The organism is Rathayibacter sp. AY1D1 (assembly GCF_002932635.1).
Taxonomy (GTDB): Bacteria; Actinomycetota; Actinomycetes; order Actinomycetales; family Microbacteriaceae; genus Rathayibacter.
Map to the genome: position 1 here is coordinate 1 of NZ_PSVY01000034.1, position 24,056 is coordinate 24,056.

Consider the following 24,056-nt stretch of genomic DNA (forward strand, 5'->3'; position numbering starts at 1 on the left):
CGCGCAGCTGCGTACCGAGGACCGATCCTTCATCAACGCTGACGGATCCCGCACGCCGGCCGGCTACGGCACCGAGTTCTACAACGCCGACCGGGAGTATTCGACCGCCGTCGGGCGCATCATCAGCAACGCCCTCGACGCCGAACTCACTGCGCAGAACGTCGACGTCGACGCCGCGAACATCAGCATCGCCGGCGAAGCCCACTGCCCCGGAGCGACCTGGTGACCCGCCAGAAGTCCGACGAGGCAGAACGACTCAGCGAGGCTCTGCGCCTCACCTCGCCTGACCTTCTCAAGTACCTGCAACGCCGCCTCCCTCTCGAGGACGCCGCCGACGCGCTCGCGGACGTCATGCTCACCGCATGGCGCCGTGTCAGCGCCCTCCCCCGCACCGCGGAGGAGTCGAGGATGTGGCTGTTCGGCATCACCCGGAACGTCCTCTCGAACAGCACCCGCACCGAGAACAGACGAGCCGACCTCTCCGGCCGGCTCCGCAGCGTCCTCGCGACCGCTCCCACCGAAGGACGCCCCGCCGACGAAGGAGTCGACGTGCGCGACGCGATCGCCAGGCTCGCGCCAGAACAGACCGAGCTCGTCCGCCTCATTCACTGGGACGGCTTCTCCATCACCGAAGCCGGACAACTCCTCGGCGTCCCCGCGTCCACCGCACGCACCCGCTACCAACGAGCACGAGAAGACCTGCGGTCAACCCTGGCGGCATCACCAGCACGCGACGACGACGCCAAGCCCCTCCGAGCCGTCCGCTGAAAGCGTCCCGCAGATCGATCCCTTCACGGAACGACACTGCGCACTCCTTGCGCCGAGTGGGGCGGCCAGCAGGTGGCAGGTTCAGCTATCTCGATGCGGCGAGATCCGGTAGCTGTTCGGTGTCGTGGTCACAGAGCGTCTGGCGCAGCAGCACGATCGCGGCGGCGTAGCGGGTGCGGGCGGTGGACGTCGGCAGGCGGAGAACTCGCGCCGCTTCGGTCACAGTGAATCCATCCCAGTGAACGAGTTCGATGACTTCTCTGAGTTTCGCTGGCAACGAGCGCACGGCCCTCTGCACGTCAATCTGGTCATCGGATGGCATCGGGAGCTGTTGACCGTTCTGGCGGAGGTCGTCCGCGAGGACCGTCGTCAGGCGGTCCTGCCCGACTTTTTTCCGCTGATGGTTTGCGAGCTTGTGGCGGGCAGTGACGAAGAGCCACATGCGGCCGCGGACAGGGTCGGTGGGCATGATCGCGATGCGCTTCCATGCCGTCTCCGCGGTTTCTGCGAGCAGGTCGGCGGCGTCCTCGTGATTCGAGGTACGCCGGAGCAGGTACGCGAGCAGGTCCGCGGCGTTGTCCTCGATCGCGGTGCGAAGGATGCGTGCTCGCTCGTCAGCGGTCCGCATCATTCGCTTCCACAGTCGATCGATGAAGCCATCGACACCTCTTCGGTGAAGCCCTGGTCCTTGAGCTGCTGAATCACAAGCTGCAACGCCACGGATGAGATCCCGCTCCAGCGTTGCTGAACAGCAGGCTTGGGAGTGTTCGGCGGGAACATGAACTCCGGCGCCGATCCGATATCGAGATTGGCCAGATCAAGCCCGCGTAGCGCCTGTTCGGCCGCGGCCATCCCTTCAGGGGTGTTGAGCGCCCGGTTCGCGGGGTCCTCGGGCTGCACCTGGATCGTCGCAGAGCACGACTCGCCGTCGACGGTCACGACGTACGGCATCACCTCGCCCATAAGCACCGGACGATTCAGTAGTGGAGCGGCGACTGCGACGCCGGCCCCGCCCGTCAGTACCAGCCCGGCCAGCGCAGATGCCGTCCACAGCCGCCGTCTGCGACGGACCGCGCGAGTGGGTTCGGCGTCGAGCATGATCTTGACTGCCTCCTCGCCCCACTGGGGCGGCAGGCTCGGGTACGGGTTGGTGCTGTCCAGTTCGACAGTGGTGAAGTGATTCAACGCAGGCCCTCCAATTTCGCCTCTACACAGCACATGTCGCGGCGGCCTCGAAAACGCGGACGCTCGAAAATTTTGTGCCAACGTCGCGTCCGCGGGCGCATGGGCTCAGCGTCAGTTCGCTCTTATCGACACCGGCAGATCGGTACCGGTCACACCTCGGTGGTCTTTCAAGCAGGACCGGCGGACGTAGCCTTCTCAGCATGACGACGCCGGCTGAGTCCGTGCCCCTGACCAGCCGACGCCCGCCGCAGCGGCGGCGGCACGGGGCGCTGCTGTTCCTCCGAGACGTGGTGGTCATCGTCCTGGTAGCGGTTCTGGTTTCCAGCCTGGTCAAGACGTTCCTCGTGCGGTCGTTCTACATTCCGTCGTCTTCGATGAACAACACGCTGGTGCAGGACGACCGCATCATCGTCAACGAGCTCGTCCCCGATGTCGTGCCCCTCTCCCGCGGAGACGTCATCGTGTTCAAGGACCCGGGCGGATGGCTTCAGCCCGTCCCGCAGGCCGAGGACACGTCCATCGCCGGGCTGTTCGAGAACACGCTGCAGGCGGTGGGACTGGCGCCCGAGGAGACCAACGATCACCTCATCAAGCGGCTCATCGGGCTTCCTGGCGATCACGTCGTCTGCTGCACGCCGTTGGGGCAGATGACCGTGAACGGGCAGCCCCTCGATGAGGCCTCGTACATCAAGGACGGCGAGAACGCCCCGGCCGCGTCGAGTATCCCGTTCGATGTCACCGTGCCTGCCGATGGGCTCTGGGTGATGGGCGACAACCGGGGGAACTCCGCCGACTCCCGCCTCCAACAGGGCACGCCCTCCAAGGGCTTCGTGCCGATCGATAATGTGACCGGCCGAGCCGTCGCGATCACGTGGCCGATCGACCGATGGCGCTGGCTCGACAACTTCCCCAACACGTTCCAGGGCCTCGATCCCCGCTAGAAGCGACCACCGCAGTGAAGCCGACCCTCGACTGACGCTCCCGGCGCGTCGGTTGTGGACGAGCCGGTCGAACTACCCGATTTCGCCGCCATGGCTTCTGTAGACGGATCCCCCGGGTACGAGGTCGACCGCCCTCGTCGTGACAGCGGCACCCGGCGACTCATTTTTCTGTCGCGGTTTCGCGTTCTCGTCCTCCTCGCGACATGTCCTCTATGACGCCGCATCATTGGAGGACCACCATGACTCGCCCCACGATCAACGACCTCGACGCCACGAACCCGTACCGGACTGTTTCTCCGCAGGACGCCGATGAGGCCGTGCGGCTGACGCTGGCGGTCGAGCCATCGCGACAGCAGCGGCACCGCCGGCAGGCCGGGATCGCTGCTGTGATCGCCGGCGTCATCGTCGCGGGAGTAGGCGGTGTCGCGGTCGCGGCGCCCTTGCTGCAACGCCCGATTCTCAGCAGCGATATCCGCGAGTTCGCGGTGACCATCGATGGCGAGAGCTGCACGGCGACGGTTCAGATGCAGCCCGAGGACGTGACCAAACGGACCCTCAATTCTCCTGAGGGGATGGCCGCGGCCGCCGCAGCCCTGGCTGCCATCGACCTGGACAACCTCGAACCCGAGCCAGACGACTACTGGCACTTCTCTGAGGGAGATTCCCCGAGCGAGCCCAGCGCTGCGCTGAGAAAGCTCTCTGATATCGGCGCAAGCGTCAGCGACTCCGTTCATGCCGCACTGGAGGACGCGGGTTTCCAGGAGCGGGTGTCGATTGCAACCTCTCTGGACTGCGGAGCAGCAGAGTGATCCGGAAGCAGAACGACGATCGCGCCACGCGCCTTCGAGCCGCGATGGAAGCAAACGCCGCCGACCTCTTCGCCTACTTCCTCCGCCGAACCCTCCATCACGAGGATGCAGCGGACCTCCTCAGCGAAACTGTCCTGACGGCATGGAAGCGGATTTCTGCGATCCCGAGAGAGCCGGAGCGGGTGCGGATGTGGCTGTTCGTCACCGCCCGGCACACCCTCGCGAACCACCGCCGGAAAGCGAGCACGGTCCGGAAGACAGCCGACGCGCTGGTTCTCGAGGACGTAATCGCTCCATCGAGCACCGCGGCCGTCGATGTTGCGATCGATGTTCGTGACGCGATGCTGCGACTGCCGGAGAAGCTGCACGAGGTGGTGAGCCTGGTGCACTGGGAAGGACTCACGATAAACGAGGCAGGTCGTGTGCTGAGGATCCCGGTATCGACCGCCCGTTCGCGGTACGCGCGTGCGGTCGCGTCTCTGCGGGAGACGCTCTCCGAAGAGGAGGACGACAACCTAGCGGTAGCGGCGTCGGTCCGACTCCCTGCGCCCGCTGCTACCGCGTAGCCGCGTCGCACGTGTGTCCGCGTTGATGGCGCGGAGTACGTGGCTCCTGGCAGCGCGTCGAAGCGGCAGGTGAGGGGTGGCGGCTTACGGTGAGTGGTCGGTTTCGGAGAGGGCGTCGTGCGCAGCGGAGAAGTGACGAAGAACCGCCTGGTTGTCCAACTGCCGATGCGGTACCCGGACACGGCGTCGCGAGCGGTGATGACCCGTCGCGGCTGGTGGCTGCTGGGCCTGAATGTGCTGATCCCCGGATCGGCGCAGGTCCTCGCCGGCTCGCGGCGCCTCGGGCGCTTCGGTCTTGCAGCGACCCTCGCGCTCTGGACGGTGCTGGCTCTGACGCTGGCGTTGTTCCTGCTAATGCCCTCGGTCTTCTACTCGCTCGTCGCCCTCGACGGGACACTGATCGTCGCGCAGGCGTTGCTCCTTGGCTACGCGGCGTTCTGGCTCGTGCTCACTCTCGACACCCTGAGGCTGGCCCGCCTGGTGAGAGTCGCGCCGCGAGCGCGCGCCGCGCTGAGTGCAGTGACCGTCGCGCTCCTCCTGGTGTCGGTGGGGACGGCCGGCTATGGCAGCCACCTGATCGGGATCTCCCGCGGGCTGCTCTCGAACGTGTTCGGGGACGGGCAGATGGCCGCGCCCGTCGACGGCCGCTACAACATCCTTCTGCTCGGCGGCGACGCCGGCGGGGACCGTGACGGTCTGCGCCCCGACAGCATTTCCGTCGCCTCGATCGACGCAAGCACCGGCGCAGCAACCATCGTCGGCCTCCCCAGGGATCTCCGGGACGTACCGTTCCGGGAGGGATCACCGATGGCCGAGCTCTATCCAGACGGGTACCTCTGGAACGAGTGCAACGTCGACCCGTGCATGCTCAACTCGATCTACACCGAAGTCGAGCTGAAGAGTCCCGAGCTGTACCCGGACGCCGAAGCTGAGGGCAGCGCCCCCGGTATCGAGGCGATGCGCGATGCGGCCGAAGGCGCCCTCGACATGACCATTCAGTATTACGCCCTCATCGACATGCAGGGCTTCGCGGACCTCATCGACGCGCTCGGTGGCATCGACATCGACTACACCGGCGAGGACGACCTGCCCTTCGGCGGGGTCCTCGACCCCGACACTGGCGAGCTCGTCGGAGTGAACGGCTGGCTCAAACCCGGCAAGCACCACCTCGACGGCAACAACGCCCTCGCCTACGCCCGCTCCCGCTACGGATCCGCTCGCGGCGACTACGACCGCATGGAACGACAGCGTGAAGTACAAGGTGCGATCCTCACCCAATTCGCCCCAGCCAACGTGCTGCTGAAGTTTCAAGCCATCGCGGACGCCGGCTCGAACGTCGTCCAGACCGACATCCCACAGGGCATGCTCGGCGGGTTCGTGCAGCTCGCTCTCAAGACCCGCTCGCAGCCCATCGGATCCATCGAACTCACCCCGCCGGACGTCGACCCCGAAGACCCCGACTACGACGCGATCCGCGCCTCCGTCGCCGCAGCACTCGACACGTCCACGACCGGCTGATCAAGCGTCCGCAAGACCATCCCCTTTCGGGACGCGCGTGGTGGGTAGCGTCCGCCCTACTCTGACGGGATGGAACTCCGGACCGCGAAGACCCTCGGCATCCTCGCGATGGTGATCGGAACCCCAGTCGCCCTCCTCACCCACACGATCGGCTGGGTTCAGACCGGCTGGGAACCCGCCGCCGTGCAGTGCCAGCACAGCGAGTACCCCGACGGGATCGACCTCTACTCCAGCCGCGTATCGGGCGAGAAGATCCTCTACCCGCTCGGCCTGTCCTGCACCTACGCAGCCAGCGAGACCTCACCAGGCACCACCATCCACCACTACAGGTGGGACGCCACCGCCCTCTTCACCGCAGCCGCCGCACTCGCTCTCGCAGGAACCGTCGTCGCGCTCAAAGCCGAACGCAAGCAGGAGCTCATCACCGAGTCGCAGGAAGATCGAGCGACGACATAGCAGAGAGCCCCTCTACCAGTCAGAGATCCGTGTTCGGGACGCGCACCACCGGACTGCTACTTCGCGCCGGATCAACTGTGGCGTTCCACGAACAGCGAGGATCCGTGGCGTGAGGATCAACATCGACGGTGAGCACTACCTCCTTCTGCGGAGCGTCTTCTGGGACGAGACGTTGGACGTCATCGGGGTCTACGGCTGCGCGGAGCGGGCCCGGGAAGCAGCACGGGACATGGCGGACGCTCCGCCCGGACCCGACCGGTGGGTTCTCGAGACGTGGAGCGGCGGTGAGCTGCGCAGCAGCGTCCGGCTCGAATGATGTTCGGACAGAGCGCTGGTGGCTCTACTGTGACGGTGCGGTCGAGAAGTGGGGACTTCGCTGACGCCGCACGCGACAGACCGGCGGGGGGCCGCCGGTGTCGCCCTGCTCTCGGCCGCGACGCACAGCGCGGCCGAGAGCAGCACCCGCCGGTACAGCGGCCCGCTGAACGATCTCGGAACGGACCAATGGCCGACCGCTCTGGGACTGGTGATACTCCGTTACGCAGAGTATGGTGCGCGGGTGGAAGAGATTCGGGAACCGCGGGTGTGGATCATGACGGTTCTCGCCACCGGACGCGCGCACGGATATGGAATCGTGGCGGCAGTGCGCGAGCTCTCCGACGGCGCGATGACGTTGAAGATCCCCACTCTCTACGCCGCCCTGGATCGTCTCGAGCACCAGGGCCTTGTCGCCGCGGACGGGGACGAGGAGGTCAACGGACGTCGGCGCCGGTACTTCCGGCTGACCGACGCCGGTGCCGCTCGCCTCGCGGCGGACGCCGAGCGTCTGGCGCAGCTCGAGCGCGCCGCATCCAGCGCCACTCGTCGTCTCGGCCGGATCGCGCCGGCATGAGCACGTCCTCCGTTGACGCATATATGCGAGCACTGCGCTGGTACCCGGCTGCATGGCGGGACGCCAACGCCGAGGCAGTCGTCGGCGCATTCCTCGATCGAGATGAAGCGATCGGAACAGAGGGTCCGACTCCGCGCGACCGGAAGGAGCTCGCCTGGGCCGGCCTCCGTGAGACCTTCGTCGGCGCGGGCCGTCAAGGCCGACGCTCGAGCAGCGCGATCGGACTGTTGTTCCTCCTGGCCGCCTGGTCCTACGGATCAGTCGTCCTCGAGGTCGGCGGCCGGACCATGGCCACCGCAACCGGCGGCAACGTCGACACCATGGGACGCAGCTACGCAGCCCCCGTCCTCCTCGCCGTGGTACTCGTCGCTCTCGCCTGGCTGTGCACGGCAAACGCCAGCTTCCGGCGCGGCCGTCCGCTCCTCGCCGCCGTCATCGGGCTCTGCGCTCTCGGAGCCGGATGGACCACTTTCCACTTGTCGTGGTCGAGCCTTGTCCCGCCCCTCGAACTCGGATCGCCCCTCCTCGCGATGAGCCTGCTCAGTGTCACGGCGCTGGCGGCGCCCATCCTGGCCGCTGCCGCAGCAACAAAGGCGGAGCTCCTTGAAAAGGCTGCGCTGTGGATCATCAGCGTTGCCGTCACAGTCCACGTCGCAGGCACCTGGCTCCTCTCAGCGCTCGACCGTCCGCGCACCGCTCCGGAGGTCCTTCTTGTCATCGGGTGCGCATTCGTGGCGCCGGCGTGCCACGCCATCACGGGCCTCGGTTTCGTCTTCCTGAGCAGAAGCAGCAGCAACCCGCGACAGCCCGCGCACCGCAGCGCCGAAACAACGCCCGAGGTTGCACGATCGGCGCAACCGCTCCGCTTCAGCGACCGGTAGCCGATCCCCATACGGGACGGCACGGCCCGGTTGCAGCCGTCCGGCGGGCGGCGCTCCCGGTAGTAGAGGATCATCCGTGTCATGCCAGCATTCACAGGGCGGCCCTGGGTGTTCGATGCACTCGGGTCGAGCTCCGACCTCGATACCGCAATCGAGTCGGCAGAGGACGACGGTGGTCTCGTCCGTCTCGACGCGCGGGCGATGCGCACGGCCGACGAACTCTGGGACGTCTACGGCCGTCACTTCTCGTTCCCGACCACAGTGGAGAACTGGCCGGCCTTTCACGAGTACATCCGCGACCTGTCCTGGTTCCAGGCCTTCTCCTACTTGACCGTCATCGAGCACGCCGCGTTCATCCTCGCCGACGAGCCACTGGAACGAGCGACCTTCCGCCGGCTGCTGAGCTCCGCCGGGCAAGCGTGGGAGAACAGCCCCGTGAAAGAGTTCCGCTTCAACTCAGTGTTCCTGTTCGACGTGAGCCCATCGACCGAATGACGCTAGGCGGGATCCAGTCGCTCGCAGGACCGCGACACGCTTCCGCACGGGGCGTCCATCCCCGTGGGTTTTCTTCGCGATAGCCGACCTGATCGGTGGGAAGAATCTGGGGAGGGATCCGCTCGGCGGTACTGTCCACGCATGAGAGATGTCGACCAGCCGCGCCCGGTGTACCTCATTCCCTCGAAGCGCATCGGGTCGATGGTGCCAGTGATCGCTGGCGCAGCCGGCTTCGCGCTCGTCGGCGATGCTGTCGTACTGCGGTGGGTCTGGCTCCACCCCTGGGAGCGGGGAGGAACGCTGACGAACACGACTTTCAACGCTTTCGATCAGCTGTACGGCCCATTCAAGATCGAAGGACCAACATCCAAAGCGATGAAGGGACTCATGAGGAAACGCGGTTACACCGGCCGCGAAGTTTACTTCAGATCCGCATGACTAATTACCACGACGACCCCGAAGCCTGGCGGCAGAAGCTACATACGAAACTTCTTCCCCACCATATACGTTCAACGATGTCGTTTGCCGGTCTGTATCAGATGACGCACGAGATGATAAAGAAGAGCGTCATCGATGACGTCAAGGCGTTCTACGGATACGTGAAACTTGACGAAGTCGGAGTATGGAGCAATGGTGACGCTGGCAAGGAAGCCTACCGGCGCAATGTTCTCGATCTGGCTCCCAAGAAGGTGTTCGATGCATCACTTCTTTGGTTGCGAGCCGCTGACGCCGTTACTTCGGAACAGATGGCGCGACTGAATGATATTTACAACTATCGGCACGTACTCACGCACGAATTGGTGAAGTTCATTATCGATGTGGATTTTGAGCCGGATATCGAGTTACTGACTGACGCTATTCAAATCTTGCGTGCACTGTCCCGTTTCTGGATCCAGATCGAAAAAGACATAGGTACTTTCGACACCCACGGAGACGTGGACATTGACTCGGTGGAATCCGGCCCTTTGCTGGTACTTGATATGTGTATTCGCGCGCATATCGATGGCCTCGACGAGATCAGCGATTCGGACGTGTAACTGCGAGATTCCAAAGAGGGGGTGTTCCTGCTGCGGAACTCTATTCACGTCTGATCGGATGGCGGCAGCGTCGGCCACACAATCTTCGGTGCCCTCGTCGACGGCTCGAGCCGACCACCCCCGGCGCTAGCGGAATCTCTCCAATAATTGAGATCATCTCAGTTTGCTGAGTAGGTGTTCTCCTCAACAGCGGAGCGAGCGCAACTGTGGCGGCAGCGACAGGAGTGCATCTTGCTTCTCCTCGAGTACTGACGGCGGCGGCACTCCGGGTAGCAGATCCGGTCGATGACCCGACCGCCGAAGGCTGCGTCGCACCGCTGTTGAGCGCTTCCTGGGCGCCAGGTGGGTGCCCCGTGTCCGGTTCCTCCAATTCAGTTATGGACTGTAGATGAGTGGCAGGTTGGAAGGAGTTCAACGGAGCAAGAAGAGACGAAGGAGTACATCATGCGCACCAGCACGAGCAACGAATTCGACACCAGCTCGGCCGACCGTCAGAACCACCAGGGTCAGGGATTCCGGCGATCCCGGCTCACCGCCAGCCTGCTTGCCGCCTCGCTCACGATCGCGGTACCGGTCATCGGATCCGCGCCGGCGTTCGCGGACACGACCTCCCAGACGACCACCGCCGTCGCGGATTCCGGCCGTGCGACCGGCGTCACCGAGGCCGCGAACAGCGGCGCGGCTGGCCAGTGCACGTGGGGCGCGAAGGAGAAGTTCTACGAGGCCACCGGGCTGCGTCCCGCGATCTACGGGAACGCCCTCGACTGGGACACCAGTGCCGCCGCGAACGGATGGACGACCGTCCTCGACGCCCAAGCCCGCAGCATTGTGGTCTTCGAGCCCGGTGTGCAGGGCGCCGACCCCACCTACGGCCACGTCGCCTGGGTCGATTCCGTCGAGCAGCGCGCCGACGGCCTCTACATCAACATCACCGAGATGAACGGCGCCGCCGGCCCCGGCAACTACAACACCCGCACCGTCAAGGACGTCGTCGGCATGTCCTACATCCTCGCCCCGTAGACCAACCACACGAGGCCCGGGGTCTCGACATCACACGAAGGCGGGCAGCCCCTCGGGGACGCCCGCCTTCGTCGCTGTCCAGCCCGCGATGAGCTAAGAGCGGATCTGATGCTCAGCCGCGGCACTCCCTACTCGAGTTAGGCCGTTCCGGCGAATGATCTCCTTGCGGGACACTTACCGGGCGGAGCCTCTCGGGGTTGAGCGAGCACGTCCGCGAGATTCCGGTTGCTGCTTTGAAGCGCAGCGATGGTCGCTTGCGCTTCCGTCGCCTCCAGGCCCGTCGCTGTTGCGGCCTCGGTGGTGAGGTCAGTCATCTCCGCTTCCAGTGCTCGACCGTCTGTCGTCAGGGAGACGGTCACGACGCGCTCGTCTCTGCTCGAGCGGGTCCGCTGGGGTAATCCGCGGGTTTCCAGGCGTCGCACCAGTGGCGTCGTGGTTCCGGAGTCGAGCATGAGCCCCTTGGCGATATCGCCCACGTTGGCGGCACTGACCTGAGCGGTCCGGTATCCCCCGACGGGACGCGCGACCGCTCCCCCGCAGGAGCGGAAGACGTCAGGTGAAGAGAGCTTCGATGCGCGCGGCGACCTCAGCCGGGCTGGGGAGGGCCAGCACGGAGGATCGCAGTTCTCCCGCGCGCTCACGCACCCCCGAGTCGACCTGCAGTCCTCGTGCGGCGTCGGCGATGACGCCCGCCGTCGCTGCCGAGGCGTCGAGGGCGATTCCGAGGCCGAGTCTGGTGACCGTTGTGGCATTGAAGGGCTGATCTGCTCCCATCGGGAAAACGATCTGAGGAACGCCGGCGAGGATCGACTGTAGGAGGAGGCCGCTCCCGCCGTGGTGCAGCACGACGCTCGCCCGAGGAAGCACGGACTCGAAGTCGAGGTACTGCTCGACCCGCACAGACGGCGGCTGGGGGCCGAAGCGCGCGGGGTCGAGGTCCCGGCCGATTGCGACCCGAGAGGGGTCTCCCAGCATCGCGAGTGCGTCGAGCATGCGGGGGAAGAGGTCGCCGGACTCGGTGTTGAACTCCGTCCCGAGGGTCGCGATCACCGACCCGTCCGGTTGCACTCGTGCACCGGAGTCAGGACGCATCCACAAGGCGTCCTGCGGCGCCGGGAAGCGCGGATCTCGCATCGAGGAATGGAAGGGGACCACGAAATGGTCCCCCTGCGGTCGGACCGTCTGCGACCCACCCAGCTTCTCGCGCAACCGATCCAGTGCCGCGGTCAGCGCCTCTGGGCGAACAAGTGCCCCGCTAGCAATGACTGAAACGACGACGGTAGGGATTCCCGCTTTCTGCGCCATCGCCATTGCGCCGAAGTCCAGCTCGTCGCAGATCACGAGGTCCGCACCCGGCAGAAGGCTCTCAATTGCTGCCGCGGATCGGAGCGCAGCATCACCGGCGAAATACTGACCGACCACCGCCCTCTCAGCGTCCTCATCCACGGGCTGTAGTGGTGTGATCGTGGCGGTGACGTGGTGGCGGCGATCCGCAGCCGTCCTCACCTGCTGGTAGAGCTGCGTCGGCGCGTGACGAGTAGCGGACTCGCGTCCGACGAGCACGAGCTCGTGACCAGCATCGGCAAGCGCACGATGCAAGGGAAGCTGCGGGACGAGATGACCGGCGCCGCCGACGAACGAGCACACGACCTGCACGGCATGACGCTAACAGCGACACCGACCACCAAGCCCAGCGCGTTCGATGAATCACCCCTACCGGACGCCCCGCTGGCCGGTGAACCATCCCCTAACGGGTCGGCCAACAGCCTCGGGCGACTCTCTAGGGACGGGCAGCTAGGAACTCCCGAACTCTGAGGGCTTTTGAGTCGAGATCAGACGGTGCCTGGAGGTGCCGTGCCTTCGGGGTTGGGGATGACGTCGCCTGTTCGGCGGTCAACCAGTGGGATGCCGACCGGCCATGGGGCGCCCGTGATGCGGTAGCCGGCGGACGTCTCCTCTTCGAGGCGGACGCTGCCGTATCGATTAAGGACGAGGGCCACGACGATGCTGACGAAGAAGGCGGCCATCAAGCCATAGAGCGGAACGGCGGCAAGAGGCTGCTGCCGGACGTCGAGCGGCAGGAGCCACAACAGCAAGAGGAACAGGACGATGCACGCCGTACCGGCGAGAGCCACCCAGCCGGCTCGGGCCGTGTATCCGGTCGAGTCGACCCCGGGGAGCAGCCGAACGGTGGTGGGCCTGATTTCTGCCACGTCCTCAGCCATTCCGGCCGTCGATGCGAGGAGGCGGAGTCGGTTCGCCAGCACCGAGACAGTGACGGCGGGAAGGTGCTGCACACCGGCGCCGCCGGGGCGCAGCGGGATCTCCGCGGTGAGTGCGCGTTCTCCGTGTCGCACCCGGATGCGTAGTCCGCCGAGCCGCGACATGGGGCTTGGGCCGTTCATCGCGACGACGCGGCTCCACGGCAGCACCGCGCCCGGCTCCGCCTGGTTGCGGTCGTCCCAGAACTCCAGGCCCTCCGCGGTACCGAGGATCAGCGGGTGCTGGCTACGGCTGAGGCGGGGGTAGTCGGGCGCGAGCGCTCGAATGGCGACCTCAGCGCGGTAGTCGACGGCTGGGTACAGCACGATCGCCTCGGCGCTGCGCTTCGCGAACTCGGCCGATGCCACGAACAGATCCTACGAGCGGATCCGCGCTCTGCTCGATCAGCGCTCACCGCCAGCGCCGGTGAACCGCTGACCGATCCCCATACGGACAGCAGGGCCGACACGCGCGTGAGGACGACGCCGACCGAGCGCGTCGAGTAGTCCCGCCGATGTCAGGAGGGATCGCGGTCTCCGCGCACTGTGAGGAACCAGGCGGTGTCGTTGTCCGCGTTCGATGCGGTGGCGTCGACACTCGATATCGGCTTCTCGCCGAGCGACGCGGGATCGATCTCGTGTGGGCCGTCGGCGCAGTCGATAGCGTCGAGGGTGGTCGTCGTTCTCGTCGTCGGTCCCCCAGCCGTGGAAAGCGATCCGATTTCGAGGTCGATCACTCCTTCGCCGAGGCAGTCGAAGGTGATCGCGGTCGGCAGCGCCGGCCTCTCGAGGGTGACGTCGACGCGGCCGCCGTCATCGTCGGCCTCGACATTCAGTGAGAGGACCGCTACGACGTCGCGATCCGTTGCCACGTCCGCTTGGCGCTCTTCGCGCCATTGCGTGATTCGAGGATCTTCACCGGGTACCGGTGTGCAGCCGGCGAGAGCCGCCACAAGAACAAGGCCAGCTGCTGTGTGGATCGGACGGGGCCTCATTGCTACACAGTAGAGGCACAGGACGCCGAAAAAGACCCATCATCACAGCGCCAGCGCTCGTCTCCTTCGCAGCGCGATACGGTGTGCTGACGAGGCACGGGGGGATGCGGTGGGATCGACGACGCGCCTGAGGTGGGTGGCCGGAGCGGCAGTGGTAGCGCTCACGATGACGCTCATGGCCGGGTGTTCCGGTCCCGACGCCGAGGCGTACTCCGATTTCGAGCGGGCGCAGGACGAGCGGGACGCTCTTCCCGACGTCGGCACCGTAGGAGACGGTTACGACCCCGCCTCGATCCGTTACGTCGGGTCAGCTGAAGGGCTGGACGTCTGGATCGGGTCGCAGACCACGACCGGAGGCCGGTGCGTCATCGTGGACGGAGACGGCGACAACGAAGACGGAAGCGGCTGCGGGGATGAGCTGTCGCTGAACGGAGCATGGGCCGTCCAGATTCACACCGATGGCGCCGGTCCAGACGACGCCACTGGCCTCGACTGGACGAGCCTTGGCGAGAACGTGTCCATCCGCCGGTATTAACCACCCTGTTCCTCACGTCGACCGCGCGGACGAGCACGTGCGAACGACCCCTACCGGCCGCCCGGTCGACCATCGGCTATCGAGACAAGTTCCGGCAGCGGCGGGGGTGTCGGACCACGCGGCCGTTGGCGAGAACCGCACATTGCGAGCCGTATTTCCTGAGTCCGACGACCCACGTCTGAGCGATCCGTCCGACCAGGCTGTGACCATGACTGAATCGCCCATCACTCGATCAACTCTTCTCCACCAGTCGCTTGCAGGCGGCATGGACGTGTCCCACGTCGAGGTGCGCCGAATCTCAATCGCAGCTGGCACGAAGGGCGGTGCTCACGTTCACAACGGCCCTGTCTTCGGAGCCATCGAAAGGGGGTCGGTCACCTTCCAGATCGGTGAGGAGGCACAAACCACCCTTCGCGCCGGCGACGTCTTCTACGAGCCTGCCGGGGTCATCGTCTCCAAGTTCGACACCACGAGCGAAGACGTCGTGTTCCTCGGCTACTTCCTCCTGGCGGACGGGGCAGCACCCGAGATCGAGTTCACTGCGCAGGACTGACCGCTAGCCCGTCCCCGTACAGGCGGCCTCCCGCGACGAATCGCACGTGCACTCAACGCTGGTCGAGTGGTCGGAACGTGGAATCCTCGTCCCATGATCGTGAGCGACGGACAGGCCTGCGCCCCAGGGGACCTCGACGTGCTCACCGACCGACTCCGACTGTGCCGGCCCGCCGAGACCGACCTCGACGAGCTGTCCCGCCTCTACACCGATCCGCGGATCGCGGAAGAAGATCCGCTCCTCCTCCATCTCTCCGCCGATCAGACCCGGGCCGTCATCGCGTACCGGAGGACCCAGTGGACACAAGACGGACTCAGCAGCTGGGTGATCCGCCGGCGCGACTCCCCCACCGACAACCATGATCTGATCGGAATGGGCGGATGCACCCTCCTCTCCGACGCGGCCTGGAACGTGGCGTTCACCCTCCACCCCGACCACTGGGGAAAGGGCTACGCGCAGGAGGTCGCCCTCACCGGCATCGAACTCGCCCACTTACTCCGACCGGAACTGCCCGTCACCGCGGTCGTCGCAGAACGCAACGCACGCTCCCGCCGCACGATTGAGCGACTCGGCCTCCAGCGGAGGTGGGAAGGTCCGGATGCGCACAGCCCGGACCCGACCGCTCGAATCGTCCTCTACGCCGACCGCCAGCTCTCCATCGAACAAGTCCGCCAACTCACCAGCTGAATCCGGCCGCAGAACGACCTCATCAGCCGGCCAGGGATCCCTCACGGGACCGTCAATGGTGATGAGGCGATGAGTGAGCACGTTCGTGCCTGCGTCAAGACAGTGGATCTGTCGCGGTGGAGCATCCCCTGCTAGGACGCTGCCTGCTCTCCAGCAGCTGCACGGCGAGCGGCGTCTGCCTGGTGGCGATAGAGCGACGCGCGACTCCACCCAACGAGACGAGCAGCATCCTCAGCAGTGCGACCACGCGCTCGCGCGTCCGCGGCGATCGCGAGCTTGTCCGCGACCACCGCAGGATCCGACAGGGGCCGGCCGAAGCGCGTTCCGCTCGCACGTGCGGCGGCGATGCCGGCGTTGACGCGTTCAACGATGAGCTCCCGCTCGTACTCCGCGAGCGTGGCGAGCATGTTCAGCATCAGCCGGCCCGTCGACGTCGACGGATCGATGCCGTCGGAGATCGACCGGACCTGCACGCCGCGGTCACGCAACAGGTTCACCGTGTTCAGCACGTCGATCAGCGACCGGCCGAGACGGTCGACCCGCCAGACGACGACGGTGTCCCCGCCCTCGGCGTACTCGAGCAGCTTCTTCATCCCGCGACGCTCGATGGCGGTCTTGCTGCCAGACGTCACGTCCGCGAACACGTCCCGCTTCTGAACGCCAGCCGCAACGAGCGCGTCGACCTGCAACTGCGCATCCTGACTCGACGTACTCACACGCGTATAACCGAGAAGTCTCACGAGCTCAGTTTGACTCGGAAAGCCCCTCCAAGCACCCTCCTGAGACGAAGTACTAGGAGACAAGTTGTTGAGACAGTGAGGCCTCCGCCGTTCCGGCCGAGGCCAACTTCGGAACGGCTCTCAACGGGCTGTCTCAAAAAGCTAATGATTTCTGACGCATCAAACCGTCTCGCTGAACCAATCCCCATAGGGGACATGGCATCAGGGTCAGGGGCTCGAAGCCATCAGACCGTCGTTGTACGTAGCTGTGCCACATTTCCGAGGTGGCCGACGATAAGCAGGCGGGAATCGAGACTCCCGCTCCGACACCAGCCGTCGGCCGTCGCCTAGACGGAGCGCGCTGGGGAGTGCGATCCTCGCTGCTCTAGCTGCGTTCGTCGCTGCACAGTCGACCCCCGCCGTTCTACGCAGATGAGACTTGGTGGGGGACGTTCTTCACCGCAGCCGGCTTCGGCGGAAGCCTTGCCGTGGTCGGCGCCCGCATCGCCTTGTACATCGCATTCCACAACTCACTTGCGAGACACCTAAGTTCCGAGGAAATATTAGCACCTCAGTCCAATGGTGGAGTCCCCGTTAGGGCCAAAACACTACCCCGAGGTGGACAGATTTAACACTTACTACCAGGGAGTCATTGACGGCAGCGAGTTAATCCTCGACAAGGTCCGAGGCCGCAAGCACTTCGTCGTGAAAGAATCCGGCATTGGCCACAACGGCTTCTTGGTGATTTATGAACGGACTGCAGCCGGAGTGAAAACATGCGAGGAAGGGCTTCGACCCAATAATGGTCGGTGCGTGCGGCATGCTTTCGCATGTGGCGGAGTTCACCCGAGCAAGGGTCCTAACGTGCAACGAAATATCGAGTGCGGGTCTGATTTACTGCCTATGGTGAGACGAGTAGTGTAATTTCGTCACTAAAGCTAGAGTCCATCGCCGTATGAGCGACGGCGCCGCCGCGGGTCTCAGTCGACCAGCGGCGGCGCTTCCAGCTCGGCTGTCGGCATTTCGGCGAAGACATCCCCGTTTTGTTCTTCGGCGTAGGCGTCCCACAGAGGATTGTCGAGGGCGAGAGCCCGAAAGATGCGCGCGAGTTCAATCTGCTTCTCCAGGACAAGTCGGTCACGCTGAGTCGCGGACCAGTCGTCGTCATCGTCGCGTTCGCTGATGATGAGCGGGATGAAGCGGTAGGCCAACGCCTGGACGATCTCCAATCGCTTCTCGTCTGCCTCAAGGATCCGCCCGCGGAAATGGCTGCTTCCCGTCAAGATCCGGTACTGAGAGTTCCGCCACACGCGTGCAGCGATCTGGTCAAAGGTGTCGTCGTCGTTTGGGATCGCGAGGCTGACCGCGGCGGGCCCCAACGTGGACTCGGTGGCGACGGCGGTCAGGAATGAGATGCGCGAGAGGTCCACCGAGCCGGCCAGTGTTCCACTGCGGCGCGACGTCTGGGCGCGACCTCCCGCATTCTCCCCAGTGGTCAGGGCTTCCACGGAATTCACGAAAACGCCGTCGCTCAGGGCTTGGCGTCGGTCCGCCTTGCGGGTGAGCCACAGGTAAATGTCGTCTTCCGCGATGCGCAAGGGCGAGTCGTCATGCAGTTGCGCGCGGGGGGCGTCCTCGCCGCTGGCGAGACTTTCCAGTGACGCGGACGCGTCGCCCTTTCGCGTGCCGATCAGTGTCGCGTCATGCGAGGACCACAGGACGAGGTAGCTGCCGTCGATCTCGCTGATCAGCACGTCTACCCCGTCCAAGAACCACCCGCGGGCGACCCCGTCGTTCAACTTCCGCTGCTCCCAGTAGTAGAAGCGGGCAGCCAGTCGCTCCGGGTAGAAGTCGTCCGCGGCAAGGATGGTTGGCGCGTGCAGGGGCGGCACGCCATTTTGGATGTTCAAGTTCGAGCCCTCGTTGGCGCTCCCACGCCAGCCTGCGCGCCTGCCTTCCGCCACGGGCGGCTGGGAGGCAAGCGCGTCTTTGAGCTCATGCAGGGTAAGGGTAGTGGTCAGGGTCTGCGCGGTCACAGACACCTGGAACCCAGTGAAAGTCGGCACTTCAACTCCAACGCTCGACGATATTGTTGGCCCTCGAGTCGACCGTGATGAGCTTCGCACACAGGTCGGACAACCACGTCGAGCCGACCGCGTGATGTTTCAGCTCGGAGCGACGCGTTTGCGTTCCGTGTCCCCGCTTACCGTTGAAACGAAACTGAGCCGTGTTCCATACGGTGTCGACCCCTGGCACCGGGCGCACCAATCGCATCTCCGCCGAGCAGTCCGGACCGCTGCGCGCGCGTACTTCATTGGCCGGCCCGTCCTGCCACTCCCTGACGATGAGGAGCTGTCCGTGTACGGCATCGGCGCGCACCCACAGCCCCGCCCGGATTCCCACTCTTAGCGCCAACCATCCGAGGCCGTAGGAACGCTTGTACTGCAGCGTCGCCACGTAGGGCTGCATGCCCATCCGGTTCCGGCGTTTGATGGAGGCCTCCAGCTCCTGCAGAGGCACATTTTCGTCGGGCCGGGTCCATTCGATCTGGACGTGAGCCCTCACCAGCACGAAGAACCGCACTACGACGGTGACGGCGACAGCCAGCAGAGCGGGGATGGCGTAGTGCGCAACGGGGTGCCAGGTCGGATGCTCCTTGGCGAGCAAGGGTCCCAGCCACAGCGTGATTGCCAGGACGAGAGATGTCGATGTGATCTCAATAAGCGTTCGAGCGGTCGCGGACATCAGGCGAGGTGCAGCCCGGACCAGGCGGGCACGAGGAGCTCTTGCACCGGAGCGTCGGAGTCCAGCCGCAGATCGCCCAGCCACCCGACGTGGACCTGCTCGTTGCGTGCGCTGACCAGCTCCAGGGAGATGGCCGTCAGTGGCCCGCGCTCACCGAACAGGAGATTCCGGGCCGCGGCGAGGTCACCCGCGCGCAGCGCATCGAGGAGGACGTCTTCAAGGCCTTCCTCCTCATCCGGTAGGAGCGGGGTCATGGAACAGTCGAGGAGGCCGACGTGCAGCACGGTGTACCCGTATTCGTCAGCGTGCGCGGCCAGCAGCAGCAGAGCCTGGGTCCCAAAGCGGGGAACCATCACCCCGAGGTCGGGTTGATCGAACGTTTCCGGGTTCTGATCGAAGGAGTTGTCGACCGCGCTGATGCTGTGGTCGCTGAGATTGATTACCAACTGCTGTACGACGCTTGGCATGAAACCCCCTTCCTGCGCCTGACGGTAGCAGTGACCGCCCACGTTCGGACGAGCTCGCAGCGGGCATCGCTGGTGGACCTGAGTGCTCCTTGGCCGCAAGGTCACGATCAGGATGCGACACTTGATCACCGTGGCTACCAACGTGATCGGTGTGGGGTACGAGGGTCTCGACCTCGACGGGCTCGTCTCCAAGCTCCGGCTCCGAGGGGTTGTCACGGTGGTGGACGTGAGACTTAACCCCATCTCGCGCAAGCGCGGGCTATCAAAGTCGGCGCTGCGCAAGCGACTAGAAGAAGAGTCCATCGTCTACGAGCATTTACCCGCCTTGGGCAACCCTCGAGACAACCGCGAGGGTTTCTCCGGAATTACGGGAGCAACCGCGACAGAGGCACGAGTACGTTTCACCGGCTTGCTGGACGCCCCACTGGCGCAGCGAGCGCTAGACCGCATTATCGAACTCGCCGAGTCCGGAACTGTCGCTCTCCTGTGCTTCGAGGAGGACCAGACTCGCTGCCACCGCGCACTGATTCTCGACGCTTTCCGCAAGCGAGTCCCGAACCTCTAAAACAACGTCGTGGCGTAGTCGGTGGCCCGACGTGGACGGTATACGCCCAGCACCGAGAAGTTCTTCCTCTTCACGATGTCACCGAAGTTACCAACGAAGAAGTAGGTCCGCACGGCGTCGTTCCACATTTCCGCGTGGAACTTCCTTGTGATGATGTCTTTTAGTTCCTCATTCGACTTGAACCGGTTCTTGTGCTGCAAGGCACTGAGTTCAATGTCGAGGATGCGGGGCTTGTGACCACCGCACATCGGCGACATACAGTAGTAGTCGTAGTGCACCTTGAAACGCGGCGGGATGAGCATGGGGGTGTCGTCGACCTCTCCAAAGATGTCCGGCTGACCCATCACCGTCTGCATGCTCGCAACCTGGGCCTTCGTCCACGGGCCGTGCTCTACGAATCGGAGCTTCCGCAGTTCACGCACCTCGATCAACCCGAGTGACTGCGCGTTCAAGTCCGCCTCAACGCCGGCGCGGAGCTCACACATCGTGGGCCCCACTAGCTTCTCCAGTACAGGACCCCGGGCCGCCGGATCGTGCGTCTTGTATTTGCCGCTCCAGTCCACGCTCCTGCTCAGCGTTTCCCAGTTCGGGCGGTAGCTCTCAGTGCGCGCGTCTTTCGATGACCGGGTGAGGTCAACCTCAATGACTTCAAACTTTTTGAACTGCTGGGCGCTGTCGAGATGCCGGAACGCCACCGGGTAAATCCGCACCCACGAGCCGGTGCCGTCCTCATTGAGCCGGACGCCAGCAACGCAAACGGTGTCGCCATACGTCTTTGACGGCTCCGGTGAGGCTTTGACCGTGATCAGCACCCGCGCGCGTTCGCTCAGCATATGCACCCCCTGCCACCGCATTCTACGGACGCGCGGAACCTCTTTGCAGACCAGGCGGCGCGACGATGTTCAACGCAAGCTAAGCGGAAGGGTGCCCGCTCGCGGAGGCTCCAATCGATCGCGCTCGACGGAGCGCAGGACGCCAAGTAGGAAGAGCCGGTCGGTACAGTCGACGGGGTCTTCCTACCTTCAAGCAGATTGGCCCGTCTTTCTCTAAGAGACCATGCAAGGCTTTCGATGGTGGCCTGCGCGCATCACCGCCACCCCGTAGCTCACCCCAAAGGCCTCCGCCGATAACTGACCTTATGTCAGCTTTAGCGCGTACGCCGTCTTGCCTGCATGCCGTGGCGTAGCCGACCTCTCGGCGTCCCGTGGACGGTTCCCTTACGGGACGCGCCAACGAGAGTGGCACTTCGTGCCAGATCGCATGCGACGTCCCGAGAACGGCGAGGATCCGTGGCGTGAGGATCAGCATCGACGGTGAGCACTACCTACTTCTGCGGAGCGCCTTCTGGGCTGAGACCTCGGTCGTCATCGGCGTCTATGGCTGCGCGAAGCGGGCCTAGGAAGTAGTACGGGACGTGGCCGGCGCATCGCCCGGACCGGACCGGTGGGTTCTCGAGATGTGGAGTGGCGGTGAGCTGCGTAACAGCGTCGAGCTCGACTGACGCTCGGACAGAGCGCGGGTGGCTCTACTGTGGCGGTGCGGTCGAGAAGTGCGGACTTCACTGACGCCGCATGCGACAGACCGGCGGGGGGCGCCGGTGTCGCCCTGCTCTCGGCCGCGACGCACAGCACGGCCAAGAGCAACATCCGCCCGCTCACCGGCCCGGTGAAAGATCCCCTATCGGTACACATCTGAGGGGAAGAACCAGAGCGGCTTCCGCCCCGTCAGGATCACTATCCAGACCACCCCAATATGTAGCATTGTCAAACGCCACGCCGCCTACACAGTTATTTCCCAGCCGCTAGGGCGAGTGCGTGTGGGAGAATAGACCCAACGCACGGAGCTTGATGCTCCACCGGCGGACTTACCCAGGAGGTCAGCCCCGGGCGTGCAGACCACCTCGAAGCGCGACGGGCTCGCCTTCGGGATCGGCGGACCCAGGTGGTCCAGGGCCGAGAACCTTCCTCCCCGAAGACCGACGAGTGACATGCTCAGCGCCCCGCGGCGCTGCGCCGAAACCACTCGCTCGGTGCATCCCGGTGCGGAAGCCTTGTCAGTCATCGACTCACCAGTCATCGACCTGGCACGACGCGGGCTCTCGTGCCGGCATCGAGGACTTCCATGCACCCCTTCATCTCCGCTACCGCCGAGCTCACGTCTTACGGACTGCTCCTGACAGCGCTCGCCCCGTTCGGGCCGCCGGTGGTCGCCATCGGCGCCGGCCTTCTTGTACTCGCCTTCGTCGCGCCGCGGCTGTTGGATCAGTTCGTGATCCCTCTGGTCGCCATGTGCAGCTCCGGTGGCCTGGGCAAGCGCGCTCTCGCACTGAGGGCGCTATCGGTGGGAGCCGAGCCTCCACCGATAACCAAGAAGCGCGGGAAGAAGGCGAAGTGAGGACGGCGGGTGGGTGTTTCCAGTCGCCGTGTCGGAACGATGGCCGCGCCGACATCGCTCGCGTCCAGGGCGTCGCGACAGCGGCGGGCTTCCTCGTCCTGCACGCGCGATCCGTGCAGCGGGTCGCGCCGGCGCGGAGCGTCTAGGACGGCCAGCGGGCGACACTGCCCGGCGAGGTCGCGGCCGTCTGCGAGCACGATGCTCAGTAGGCTCGCGTCGTTTGCTGACTGCTTATTCGCTGGGGGAAGAATGCGACGCCGGACCATCATCGTCACGCTCATATCGATCGGTGTGGCGACAAGCCTCTCCGCGTGCAGTAGCGGCAGCAGCACGCTGCCAGAGACGGCCGCCTCGACGTCCAGCTCGAGCGCGTCGGCCAGTCCTAAGCCTTCGGCGTCTCCCGTCGAGACGGCCCGTCCGGCGGTCTTCGATCTGGCACCCCTGACTGGTTTTACAGCAGAACTACCTACCGGCTGGAAGCCCGTCACGTCTCCAGACGGCGCGCTTCGGTTCGGCGTGCCGGCGGGTTACATCGAGAGCTATTCGGGTAGCGAGGGTGATGAAAGCGATCAGGGCTACGCATCGGATCCGAGCACGGCGGAGTACACCGGCGCGGCAATCGCTGGGTCGTCGTCGCCGGGTGTCTTCGCATCCATCAACCTGCAACAGTTCACCTCAAGCCCTTGGGACGGCTCGTGGGCTGGCGGAGCGGAACAGTCCTACCGACTCGATGTACCTGGAGCCGAGTACGCGGCGATGGCCGTCCACACGAATGATGGAACGTCGTTCGGGAGTGAGCCTTTCCCGGAAGCGGTGATCAGCATTCAAGCCCCGTCGGGCGCGTACTACCAGCTCACGATCGGCCCCCCCAAGGGAGCTGCGGACTCACGTTTCCGTGAGGTCGCCGGGACCCTCTCGATCACCGGCTGAGGTCGTCTAGGCGGCAGCCACGGCGACGACAGTGACACCGACTATCGTCCTCATCACCGGCAAGCGAGTTGCGGTGCCGCCCGTGTGGCTCGGCGCCGACGTGAAAGAGTCCGACTCGCGGCGAGTGATCGACCTTCTCAAAGCGGAGGACCTCGCCAATAGCCCGGGGGCCCGCGGAGCCCGCAGACAATCAAAGCCCTTCTCGATGTGTTCGAGCCGGGTCACGATGACGAGTCGACGGGGAAACCGGCGACCTGACGATCATTCGTCCTAGCGACAGCAGCGACATTGTTGGGCGATCTGGCGTCCGGGGGTTGAGCGTCTGCACCCCGTGGACACGTCCAGGGTCCGGTGGGAGGGTGGGCGCATGTCGAAGCCTCGGACCAAGCTCGCGCGTGCTGCGCTGATCAGCAACGGCATGGTGTGGTTCGGGCTGTCGTTCATGCTCTTTGCGATCGCCGGTGAGCAGACTTACGCGGCGTTCACCGGTGAGTGGTTCAACGTGCTCGGGTGGGTGCTGATCGTCGCCGTGGCCGCGGGCCTGGCGGTCGTCGGGGTGATCGAGAACCGGAACATCCGGGCGGGGAAGAAGTACAAGCCGCGTCCTCGCCGCTGACTACCGCTCGAGCGCGCGTGG

The 24,056-nt window shown here is 65.1% G+C and carries 33 protein-coding genes; 22 read left to right on the top strand and 11 right to left on the bottom strand.

Features of this window, described 5'->3' with window-relative positions; translation table 11 throughout:
* A partial coding sequence (locus C5C56_RS18015) for a hypothetical protein (RefSeq protein WP_181137614.1) occupies positions 1-226 on the top strand: 226 nt, incomplete at its 5' end.
* On the top strand, positions 223-768 hold the full coding sequence (locus tag C5C56_RS15410; RefSeq protein WP_104319879.1) for an RNA polymerase sigma factor: 546 nt from the start codon (positions 223-225) through the stop codon (positions 766-768). The genes C5C56_RS18015 and C5C56_RS15410, both read left to right, overlap by 4 nt.
* An 85-nt stretch (positions 769-853) precedes the next feature.
* On the opposite strand, the gene C5C56_RS15415 is transcribed toward C5C56_RS15410, so the two are convergent.
* Together C5C56_RS15415 and C5C56_RS15420 are read right to left on the bottom strand one after the other, a co-directional pair.
* The gene (locus C5C56_RS15415; protein ID WP_219813906.1) at positions 854-1,399 is read right to left on the bottom strand and encodes an RNA polymerase sigma factor; all 546 of its coding nucleotides are present in this window, start codon (positions 1,397-1,399) and stop codon (positions 854-856) included.
* Positions 1,396-1,953 carry a hypothetical protein gene (locus tag C5C56_RS15420; protein ID WP_104281138.1) on the bottom strand — a complete coding sequence of 186 codons (558 nt, stop codon included), beginning with the start codon at positions 1,951-1,953 and terminating at the stop codon, positions 1,396-1,398. Before C5C56_RS15420 ends, C5C56_RS15415 begins: the two co-directional genes overlap by 4 nt.
* Before the next feature lie 200 nt (positions 1,954-2,153).
* Between C5C56_RS15420 and lepB the strand changes: the two genes are divergently transcribed.
* From lepB to C5C56_RS15475, 12 genes are all read left to right on the top strand, one after another.
* The gene (gene lepB, locus C5C56_RS15425; RefSeq protein ID WP_104319880.1) at positions 2,154-2,894 is read left to right on the top strand and encodes a signal peptidase I; all 741 of its coding nucleotides are present in this window, start codon (positions 2,154-2,156) and stop codon (positions 2,892-2,894) included.
* Between the two features lie 239 nt (positions 2,895-3,133).
* Positions 3,134-3,703, top strand: coding sequence for a hypothetical protein (locus C5C56_RS15430; RefSeq protein WP_104318051.1), 570 nt, complete (start codon positions 3,134-3,136; stop codon positions 3,701-3,703).
* Positions 3,700-4,269, top strand: a complete 570-nt coding sequence (locus C5C56_RS15435; protein ID WP_219813907.1) for an RNA polymerase sigma factor — start codon at positions 3,700-3,702, stop codon at positions 4,267-4,269. Before C5C56_RS15430 ends, C5C56_RS15435 begins: the two co-directional genes overlap by 4 nt.
* 132 nt (positions 4,270-4,401) lie before the next feature.
* The gene (locus tag C5C56_RS15440; protein WP_308471510.1) at positions 4,402-5,787 is read left to right on the top strand and encodes an LCP family protein; all 1,386 of its coding nucleotides are present in this window, start codon (positions 4,402-4,404) and stop codon (positions 5,785-5,787) included.
* A gap of 69 nt (positions 5,788-5,856) precedes the next feature.
* The gene (locus C5C56_RS15445) at positions 5,857-6,243 is read left to right on the top strand and encodes a hypothetical protein (RefSeq protein WP_104319881.1); all 387 of its coding nucleotides are present in this window, start codon (positions 5,857-5,859) and stop codon (positions 6,241-6,243) included.
* A 109-nt stretch (positions 6,244-6,352) separates the two neighbouring features.
* Positions 6,353-6,559, top strand: coding sequence for a hypothetical protein (locus tag C5C56_RS15450; RefSeq protein WP_104319882.1), 207 nt, complete (start codon positions 6,353-6,355; stop codon positions 6,557-6,559).
* 48 nt (positions 6,560-6,607) lie between these two features.
* Positions 6,608-7,135 carry a PadR family transcriptional regulator gene (locus C5C56_RS18380; protein WP_258065695.1) on the top strand — a complete coding sequence of 176 codons (528 nt, stop codon included), beginning with the start codon at positions 6,608-6,610 and terminating at the stop codon, positions 7,133-7,135.
* Positions 7,132-8,016 carry a hypothetical protein gene (locus C5C56_RS15460; RefSeq protein ID WP_104319883.1) on the top strand — a complete coding sequence of 295 codons (885 nt, stop codon included), beginning with the start codon at positions 7,132-7,134 and terminating at the stop codon, positions 8,014-8,016. The genes C5C56_RS18380 and C5C56_RS15460 overlap by 4 nt, the downstream gene beginning before the upstream one ends.
* An 81-nt stretch (positions 8,017-8,097) precedes the next feature.
* On the top strand, positions 8,098-8,511 hold the full coding sequence (locus C5C56_RS15465) for a barstar family protein (protein WP_104319884.1): 414 nt from the start codon (positions 8,098-8,100) through the stop codon (positions 8,509-8,511).
* 141 nt (positions 8,512-8,652) lie between these two features.
* Complete coding sequence (locus C5C56_RS17600; protein WP_146086498.1) at positions 8,653-8,949, top strand: hypothetical protein; 297 nt, start codon at positions 8,653-8,655, stop codon at positions 8,947-8,949.
* Positions 8,946-9,548: a hypothetical protein gene (locus tag C5C56_RS15470; protein ID WP_146086499.1), complete on the top strand. Its 603-nt coding sequence runs from the start codon at positions 8,946-8,948 to the stop codon at positions 9,546-9,548. Before C5C56_RS17600 ends, C5C56_RS15470 begins: the two co-directional genes overlap by 4 nt.
* A 444-nt stretch (positions 9,549-9,992) precedes the next feature.
* The gene (locus tag C5C56_RS15475) at positions 9,993-10,568 is read left to right on the top strand and encodes a CHAP domain-containing protein (RefSeq protein ID WP_104319886.1); all 576 of its coding nucleotides are present in this window, start codon (positions 9,993-9,995) and stop codon (positions 10,566-10,568) included.
* Positions 10,569-10,705: 137 nt separating this feature from the next.
* Here C5C56_RS15475 and C5C56_RS18460 read toward each other — a convergent pair whose 3' ends face one another.
* The 4 genes from C5C56_RS18460 to C5C56_RS15490 all read right to left on the bottom strand — a co-directional run bounded on the left by C5C56_RS18460 (position 10,706) and on the right by C5C56_RS15490 (position 13,824).
* Positions 10,706-11,209 carry a MarR family transcriptional regulator gene (locus C5C56_RS18460; protein ID WP_308471511.1) on the bottom strand — a complete coding sequence of 168 codons (504 nt, stop codon included), beginning with the start codon at positions 11,207-11,209 and terminating at the stop codon, positions 10,706-10,708.
* Complete coding sequence (locus C5C56_RS18390) at positions 11,121-12,224, bottom strand: glycosyltransferase (RefSeq protein ID WP_146086500.1); 1,104 nt, start codon at positions 12,222-12,224, stop codon at positions 11,121-11,123. The genes C5C56_RS18460 and C5C56_RS18390 overlap by 89 nt, the downstream gene beginning before the upstream one ends.
* A gap of 176 nt (positions 12,225-12,400) precedes the next feature.
* On the bottom strand, positions 12,401-13,198 hold the full coding sequence (locus C5C56_RS15485; RefSeq protein WP_104273607.1) for a hypothetical protein: 798 nt from the start codon (positions 13,196-13,198) through the stop codon (positions 12,401-12,403).
* A gap of 149 nt (positions 13,199-13,347) precedes the next feature.
* Complete coding sequence (locus tag C5C56_RS15490) at positions 13,348-13,824, bottom strand: hypothetical protein (protein ID WP_146086501.1); 477 nt, start codon at positions 13,822-13,824, stop codon at positions 13,348-13,350.
* A 166-nt stretch (positions 13,825-13,990) separates the two neighbouring features.
* Between C5C56_RS15490 and C5C56_RS15495 the strand changes: the two genes are divergently transcribed.
* From C5C56_RS15495 to C5C56_RS15505, 3 genes are all read left to right on the top strand, one after another.
* On the top strand, positions 13,991-14,359 hold the full coding sequence (locus C5C56_RS15495; protein WP_181137616.1) for a hypothetical protein: 369 nt from the start codon (positions 13,991-13,993) through the stop codon (positions 14,357-14,359).
* A 208-nt stretch (positions 14,360-14,567) separates the two neighbouring features.
* Positions 14,568-14,912 (top strand): cupin domain-containing protein, encoded by a 345-nt coding sequence (locus C5C56_RS18185; protein ID WP_219813908.1) that lies wholly within the window; start codon positions 14,568-14,570, stop codon positions 14,910-14,912.
* Between the two features lie 93 nt (positions 14,913-15,005).
* Entirely contained in the window at positions 15,006-15,599 is a 594-nt protein-coding gene (locus C5C56_RS15505) for a GNAT family N-acetyltransferase (protein ID WP_104319891.1), read from the top strand.
* Positions 15,600-15,730: 131 nt separating this feature from the next.
* On the opposite strand, the gene C5C56_RS15510 is transcribed toward C5C56_RS15505, so the two are convergent.
* From C5C56_RS15510 to C5C56_RS15525, 4 genes are all read right to left on the bottom strand, one after another.
* Positions 15,731-16,339 (bottom strand): recombinase family protein, encoded by a 609-nt coding sequence (locus C5C56_RS15510; protein ID WP_104309918.1) that lies wholly within the window; start codon positions 16,337-16,339, stop codon positions 15,731-15,733.
* Between the two features lie 959 nt (positions 16,340-17,298).
* The gene (locus tag C5C56_RS15515; protein ID WP_146086502.1) at positions 17,299-18,354 is read right to left on the bottom strand and encodes a hypothetical protein; all 1,056 of its coding nucleotides are present in this window, start codon (positions 18,352-18,354) and stop codon (positions 17,299-17,301) included.
* 31 nt (positions 18,355-18,385) lie between these two features.
* Positions 18,386-19,063 carry a hypothetical protein gene (locus C5C56_RS15520; RefSeq protein WP_104319893.1) on the bottom strand — a complete coding sequence of 226 codons (678 nt, stop codon included), beginning with the start codon at positions 19,061-19,063 and terminating at the stop codon, positions 18,386-18,388.
* Entirely contained in the window at positions 19,063-19,530 is a 468-nt protein-coding gene (locus C5C56_RS15525; RefSeq protein WP_104319894.1) for a hypothetical protein, read from the bottom strand. The genes C5C56_RS15520 and C5C56_RS15525 overlap by 1 nt, the downstream gene beginning before the upstream one ends.
* A gap of 130 nt (positions 19,531-19,660) precedes the next feature.
* On the opposite strand from C5C56_RS15525, the gene C5C56_RS15530 reads away from it, so the two are divergent.
* Positions 19,661-20,095, top strand: coding sequence for a DUF488 family protein (locus C5C56_RS15530; RefSeq protein WP_181137617.1), 435 nt, complete (start codon positions 19,661-19,663; stop codon positions 20,093-20,095).
* Here the strand turns inward: C5C56_RS15530 and C5C56_RS15535 are convergent.
* Positions 20,092-20,934: a hypothetical protein gene (locus tag C5C56_RS15535; RefSeq protein WP_146086504.1), complete on the bottom strand. Its 843-nt coding sequence runs from the start codon at positions 20,932-20,934 to the stop codon at positions 20,092-20,094. The two genes, C5C56_RS15530 and C5C56_RS15535, sit on opposite strands and share 4 nt — an antisense overlap.
* Before the next feature lie 455 nt (positions 20,935-21,389).
* On the opposite strand from C5C56_RS15535, the gene C5C56_RS18190 reads away from it, so the two are divergent.
* From C5C56_RS18190 to C5C56_RS15545, 4 genes are all read left to right on the top strand, one after another.
* Positions 21,390-21,494 carry a DUF1349 domain-containing protein gene (locus C5C56_RS18190; RefSeq protein ID WP_146086505.1) on the top strand — a complete coding sequence of 35 codons (105 nt, stop codon included), beginning with the start codon at positions 21,390-21,392 and terminating at the stop codon, positions 21,492-21,494.
* A gap of 722 nt (positions 21,495-22,216) precedes the next feature.
* Positions 22,217-22,489, top strand: coding sequence for a hypothetical protein (locus C5C56_RS15540; RefSeq protein ID WP_104319897.1), 273 nt, complete (start codon positions 22,217-22,219; stop codon positions 22,487-22,489).
* Between the two features lie 249 nt (positions 22,490-22,738).
* Positions 22,739-23,419 (top strand): hypothetical protein, encoded by a 681-nt coding sequence (locus tag C5C56_RS17615; protein WP_146086506.1) that lies wholly within the window; start codon positions 22,739-22,741, stop codon positions 23,417-23,419.
* A gap of 367 nt (positions 23,420-23,786) precedes the next feature.
* The gene (locus C5C56_RS15545) at positions 23,787-24,035 is read left to right on the top strand and encodes a hypothetical protein (protein WP_104233598.1); all 249 of its coding nucleotides are present in this window, start codon (positions 23,787-23,789) and stop codon (positions 24,033-24,035) included.
* Positions 24,036-24,056: the final 21 nt, after the last annotated feature.

Coding starts and splice junctions, on each gene's coding strand:
- C5C56_RS15415 (WP_219813906.1), bottom strand. CDS start 1,399: ATGATGCGGACCGCTGACGAGCGAGCACGCATCCTTCGCACCGCGATC.
- lepB (WP_104319880.1), top strand. CDS start 2,154: ATGACGACGCCGGCTGAGTCCGTGCCCCTGACCAGCCGACGCCCGCCG.
- C5C56_RS15430 (WP_104318051.1), top strand. CDS start 3,134: ATGACTCGCCCCACGATCAACGACCTCGACGCCACGAACCCGTACCGG.
- C5C56_RS15445 (WP_104319881.1), top strand. CDS start 5,857: ATGGAACTCCGGACCGCGAAGACCCTCGGCATCCTCGCGATGGTGATC.
- C5C56_RS15460 (WP_104319883.1), top strand. CDS start 7,132: ATGAGCACGTCCTCCGTTGACGCATATATGCGAGCACTGCGCTGGTAC.
- C5C56_RS15465 (WP_104319884.1), top strand. CDS start 8,098: ATGCCAGCATTCACAGGGCGGCCCTGGGTGTTCGATGCACTCGGGTCG.
- C5C56_RS17600 (WP_146086498.1), top strand. CDS start 8,653: ATGAGAGATGTCGACCAGCCGCGCCCGGTGTACCTCATTCCCTCGAAG.
- C5C56_RS15470 (WP_146086499.1), top strand. CDS start 8,946: ATGACTAATTACCACGACGACCCCGAAGCCTGGCGGCAGAAGCTACAT.
- C5C56_RS15475 (WP_104319886.1), top strand. CDS start 9,993: ATGCGCACCAGCACGAGCAACGAATTCGACACCAGCTCGGCCGACCGT.
- C5C56_RS15490 (WP_146086501.1), bottom strand. CDS start 13,824: ATGAGGCCCCGTCCGATCCACACAGCAGCTGGCCTTGTTCTTGTGGCG.
- C5C56_RS15495 (WP_181137616.1), top strand. CDS start 13,991: ATGACGCTCATGGCCGGGTGTTCCGGTCCCGACGCCGAGGCGTACTCC.
- C5C56_RS18185 (WP_219813908.1), top strand. CDS start 14,568: ATGACTGAATCGCCCATCACTCGATCAACTCTTCTCCACCAGTCGCTT.
- C5C56_RS15505 (WP_104319891.1), top strand. CDS start 15,006: ATGATCGTGAGCGACGGACAGGCCTGCGCCCCAGGGGACCTCGACGTG.
- C5C56_RS15520 (WP_104319893.1), bottom strand. CDS start 19,063: ATGTCCGCGACCGCTCGAACGCTTATTGAGATCACATCGACATCTCTC.
- C5C56_RS15525 (WP_104319894.1), bottom strand. CDS start 19,530: ATGCCAAGCGTCGTACAGCAGTTGGTAATCAATCTCAGCGACCACAGC.
- C5C56_RS15540 (WP_104319897.1), top strand. CDS start 22,217: ATGCACCCCTTCATCTCCGCTACCGCCGAGCTCACGTCTTACGGACTG.
- C5C56_RS17615 (WP_146086506.1), top strand. CDS start 22,739: ATGCGACGCCGGACCATCATCGTCACGCTCATATCGATCGGTGTGGCG.
- C5C56_RS15545 (WP_104233598.1), top strand. CDS start 23,787: ATGTCGAAGCCTCGGACCAAGCTCGCGCGTGCTGCGCTGATCAGCAAC.